The sequence below is a fragment of the Reinekea sp. genome (genome assembly GCF_982785585.1).
Window position 1 is genome coordinate 1 of the sequence record NZ_CEYAVF010000065.1, and the last position, 4,822, is coordinate 4,822.

General features: G+C 48.3%; 5 protein-coding genes. 2 read left to right on the forward strand and 3 right to left on the reverse strand.

Annotated features, from left to right (window positions below):
* Positions 1-254 precede the first annotated feature (254 nt).
* On the forward strand, positions 255-419 hold the full coding sequence (locus AC4FIC_RS14965) for a transposase (protein ID WP_145980270.1): 165 nt from the start codon (positions 255-257) through the stop codon (positions 417-419).
* A gap of 155 nt (positions 420-574) precedes the next feature.
* Here AC4FIC_RS14965 and AC4FIC_RS14970 read toward each other — a convergent pair whose 3' ends face one another.
* From AC4FIC_RS14970 to AC4FIC_RS14980, 3 genes are all read right to left on the reverse strand, one after another.
* Positions 575-1,765, reverse strand: coding sequence for a Fic family protein (locus tag AC4FIC_RS14970; RefSeq protein ID WP_490359441.1), 1,191 nt, complete (start codon positions 1,763-1,765; stop codon positions 575-577).
* 939 nt (positions 1,766-2,704) lie between these two features.
* Complete coding sequence (locus AC4FIC_RS14975; RefSeq protein ID WP_273283701.1) at positions 2,705-3,580, reverse strand: AAA family ATPase; 876 nt, start codon at positions 3,578-3,580, stop codon at positions 2,705-2,707.
* The gene (locus AC4FIC_RS14980; protein WP_227003649.1) at positions 3,570-3,890 is read right to left on the reverse strand and encodes an AAA family ATPase; all 321 of its coding nucleotides are present in this window, start codon (positions 3,888-3,890) and stop codon (positions 3,570-3,572) included. Before AC4FIC_RS14980 ends, AC4FIC_RS14975 begins: the two co-directional genes overlap by 11 nt.
* A 409-nt stretch (positions 3,891-4,299) precedes the next feature.
* On the opposite strand from AC4FIC_RS14980, the gene AC4FIC_RS14985 reads away from it, so the two are divergent.
* Positions 4,300-4,629 (forward strand): hypothetical protein, encoded by a 330-nt coding sequence (locus AC4FIC_RS14985; protein WP_100257246.1) that lies wholly within the window; start codon positions 4,300-4,302, stop codon positions 4,627-4,629.
* Positions 4,630-4,822: the final 193 nt, after the last annotated feature.

Here is a 4,822-nt window from a genome sequence, read left to right on the forward strand (position 1 = left end):
CCTCACTCTCCGCCATATTCAATAAAAGAGCCCACCTCGTGTGGGCTTTTTTATGCCTTGCCCTGCAATAACGCGATCCCAAAACAACGGGGACCGGTCAACTGGTAATCCCCCCAGGAATTGACAGGTACCAAAAATAGTGTTTTTAGTAAAAAAATACATTACCACTACAATGGGAGCCCCCTGTGTCAGGATAGTTGTCACCCTCTAGATTCCACCTAAAACCAGATCAGGGGGCGGCTAATGAGAACCGAATGGCTCGCTATTCTGCAGAACAGAAAGAATCGATATTGAAAAAGTTGCTTCCACAACACAACGTGACTGTGGCCGAGATTGTCCGCCAGGAACACATATCGTTAAAAACCCTTTATAATTGGGGTTCTGGGGTTTTTCCCTCGAAAAAAGACAAATGGCTCTGAACACCCCGCCATTAAAGGCCCCTAGAACTTAATTACATTAATTCATAAGAGATGTTCTAGATTGCAATGCTATCCTGGAGACTAAAAGCCGTAAGGCCTACAGGCGCCTTTGGTAAAAATACCCTTAAAATCCCCAGAACCCCATGCAGGAAGGATTATTCTGGAAACAGGCCAGGAAACCAGTAATGGGCCACACTTGCTGGGAATGCGATTCTCATGGTTCTCACGTTAGGTTCAACGACCAAGCCCAGTTGCTTCCACTCGGCAAACTTTCGACGACTACTGCGCTCTGACATACCGATCAGCGCGGAGGCGTCGGCTTTCGATATCCCACCTTCGGTTAACAAGATTCGAAACACGGCATCTGAGCCAACTGGGAAGCTGCCGGCGGCTATCTTGCTCCCAACCCAAATCATGACCCGCTCGCTCAGACCGATAACATCAAGCAACCCCGACATGAAATCGACCTGATCAATAGCTGTTTCCAGAAAGAATTTATTGAAGCTGATAAGCGCCTTTGTGCTTAAGTAACCTCGGCCATCGGTATCCACTTGCCGTGTAGAGTCACAGGCCTGCAAGTGGCCTTTGTATTTATCGACATTTCGGGCGAACCCTCGGGAAACAGACCATAATCCGTGCGTACCGAGTACTTTGTCGAGCGCGTACTGAGTGTGAAGGCGGGTAGTACGACCGTTACCATCCCAGAAGGGATGAATCCACGCGAGACGGTGGTGAGCAGATCCGGCATTTCGAATTGCTCGCAGTCTATTCATGCAGCCATAGACTTCGAAATAACGGATCATGAACCGGTTAATGGCACCGGCAGATATAGGAATGTGAAAACCAATTTTCACATCTCCTGTTCGATATTCGCCGCCAATAATGTTAATGGTGGTGCCATCTTGTTTCTCAATCACGGATAGGGAATCTGGTAGCTCTGCGTAGAAGTCAGCGTGAATGGCTGATATCAGCTGTTGCGTGAAGATTCCTTGTGTGTAGAGGTCGTTTTCTAAACGCTCTTGTACCGCAATGTGAGCTTTGGCTTCCATTTGGAGGTCCCGCTTTGCTGGCTCAGAATCAAAGTCTTTGAGCATTGCCCTGTCAATATCGACAGGATGGGTGTCATGGCCTTCGATCAGATTCGAGTAATAACAATTCATGTTGCGAAGCAGGACAGTGACGCCCCTCGATAGGTCTGCATTCATGCCTGCACTTAACTTCGTAGATTTCTGGACGAGCTCCATGGCCATTTCGTCGAGTTCGTCTCGTTGCGGGGTTCCCTCCGGTACCAGCATTGGCTCCAGGGTGCTTATTACCTCTTTGGCATCAATAATCGCAGCTGTCATGTATTTTCACTCAGGCGTTTGACTGGTATTTTAGCAGTTTTTGACCGGTTTGTCAGATATTGTTGGCCGGTTATGTATCGGCTAGAGCCCAATGGGAATGGGGTGCTGTAGAATTATATGTCCGGTTTACTGGGATCAATTTGGCCGGTTTCCTTCTGAGGTGCTGGCCGGTGATTAGCCGGAGAGAATCGTAATCTATGGAGGCAAAACCCTAGAACCCCTGAAAAGCAATACACCTCTAAAAAAGCGTGAATGACGGGCTCTGTCAAATTCAAAGGGGTCAGAGCCATTGATTTCTAAGTCGCCCCTGTTAGCTAGACATGAAGGCCGGCATTTTCAGTTTAGCCGTTTGACACCAGCTTCCTAATGGGTGACCCCTATGATTCTGATCGGCATAACGAAATAGGTGAAATTAGCTAACACTGTTACTGAGCAACCCTTTTAAGCGAATTATTTGAGCTTTCGTGCTTGAGTCCAGAATAGCTTTAGCGAACAGCGGCGCATAGCTCTGTTTGCTGGTTTCCGGCCCACTGAGTTGCGCGTGCAATACACTCTTACAGGCCTTAGTCGTAGCGGGCGTGGGTTGCCCTAGCACCTCGAGTAACATCCCTTCTAAACACCGGGGTGTTGCTTCGATCAGCTCAAGTTTTTGCTTTTTAGCTGCTTTGCGATCTCGTGTAGTAATGGGTATGTCAGTATCCAGCAGCAGCACTGTTCGGTCGTAACTTACGTGACAGTTAGTCCGCACAATGTAACGGATCATTGCGCTTGGCGACCCGCCGTCGGCCGCATCAACCGACACTTTTTGGTCAAATACTCCCGCCGCCTAAATGCCCTTCATATGCTCGATAAAGGCTTTTTCGGCTGCACCCTCCCCAACCACCAGCAGTGTTGTTTTCACTACCTTGCGAATTCTTCTTTTAGGCATGCCTCATGACCTTAAAAATTCGGCACGGCACTCAGGGCACCGGCCATGTATTTGGCGTAGAGGTTATCATCGGCTCGAACCCCTTTTACCTCATCCAAACGCCAGCTTTGGGTGCACTGTTCTTCTTTTTCGACCAAATACACCTGATGTTTCGACAGCAGGTTAATCACCTCCGGCGTGTGACAGGTGAAAATAATTTGTGCCTGATGGGGATTGGTGTGCTCGAAGCGAAACCAGTCAAGCAGTTTTGGCAGCATATGGGGGTGAAGATCGTTGTCGATCTCATCAATTACCGCAAGCCCACCGTTCATTAACACCGGTAGCACAAGACTCAACAAAACAAAGGCCGATTGCGTGCCGGTGGATTCTTGTAGGAATGGTAATTCAAATACCCTATCTCCCGCCATGTGCAGGGCCACGGGCAAGTAGAGTGTTTCGACCTCACCATTAGGATTTGTTTGCTCCATTTTTCGAATACTGACTTTTGCAATGCCCAAGTCGAACTCACAGATGGCAGCGTTCATACGCTCTGACAGTTCAGGTAACTGGTAGTAATAACCTGCACTTTCCAACACTTTTACAGGCTGAAAATGATTGCGTCCGATGTCTTTGAGGTTATGGAATACCCGGTTAATGACCTCTAATATCGGGTTAGCCGCCAGCACACCATAGCTCTGCGCGGCGGCCAGCAATGATGCATTGGCGCGCAGCGTTTGTGCCTGCGCAGGTGGAAAACCAAATGCCTGTTGCTTGACCCGGTAACCCTGTTCAGTAGACTCGCGCACAAAAACATAGCTAAAGTATTTACTGGTTTTCTGGTACAGCGCTTCTTTAAGCACCTTGTTATTGTGCAGCGATACTTCGTATTTGTACTCTTCACCGGCCACTAGAAATCGCAATGTTAAAAACAGTTGGTTTATCTTTATGCAATGAGTGGGCAGCATAGGGTATAGAGCTGTCACCATTACCGGCCAGAAAGGAGTCAGTCGTAAACCAATTCAGGAAGGCAAATGCCTTCACTAACTGTGTTTTACCGGCGCCATTGGCGCCAACCACCGCAATGGCCTTGTTTATTCGGTCGCCATTGGCCAGAAATATGTCATAACCACTTTGAGTTGGTTTTTTACCCATTTCAAACGAGATTACCGCCTCATCCGCGACACTGTAGAAATTTGAAAGCCGGAGTTCAAGTATCATCCTAGGTCTACTGATACGTATTTTTGTTGATATTGAGCCTATACAACCAAAAAATCGTGGTTTGTAGCAGGTTTTTGGGGTCCAAATATGACGACTCAACCTACTAGAACTTGCTTTGAATGCGCCTTCGCCAACAGGCCAGAGGCGAGTAATGGGCGGTGCACATAAGCTGGTTAAGCCTAGAAGTGAACGACAAAGGATGTCTTGGCAGCTCGCCACACAAACAGCATCTAACGCACGAGTATGGTGGTGGCTGGACCCCACGACAACTGATCAACCCTGGTAAGGCTTGCTGACCTATAGAGGGTTTACATGGCAGATATGAGTCGCTGGCTTAACGGCATGGCGCCCTTCAGTTCGAAGACAACCTCGGTATACTGAACTTCACCACATTCCAACTGGGGGCTCCATGCGCAAGCAGATTCTATTTAGCGTTCTGGCTATCACCTTGCTAATTGCCAGTCTCTTTATTCCAAAAGAGGTTCACAGTGAGACTGAGATGACAGCAGTTGCACTGGGGTACCCGTTGCCGTTTCTTATTCAGGATTTTTCGAGATACACGCCCCTGGTATTCCCGCAAGAATTCAGCTTTGGCAGCCTATGGGAGGACCCTTTCAAGGTTCTATGGCTCAATCTGCTGGTATCTTTTGCAAGCTCAGTCTTTTTGCTGAATGGTTTGTTTTACTGCACAGCGCGCATTGTAAGAACCCAGCGAAAAACCGGCATTGAACCCGGCTAATCGCGCTTGAGGCGATGTCTGGCATTGCACGGTGCAGAACTGAAGCAAACGGAAACAGGGCCCTGTTCTAGGCCCTTGAGTCTGATGATGCCGCCATCTGATTCCGCGTCAGCAACAATTCCAACACCAAACCATAGAATTTCTCCGAACGGTCTGTACTGCCTAACAGTTGCAACATTTGATTCTGATGCGC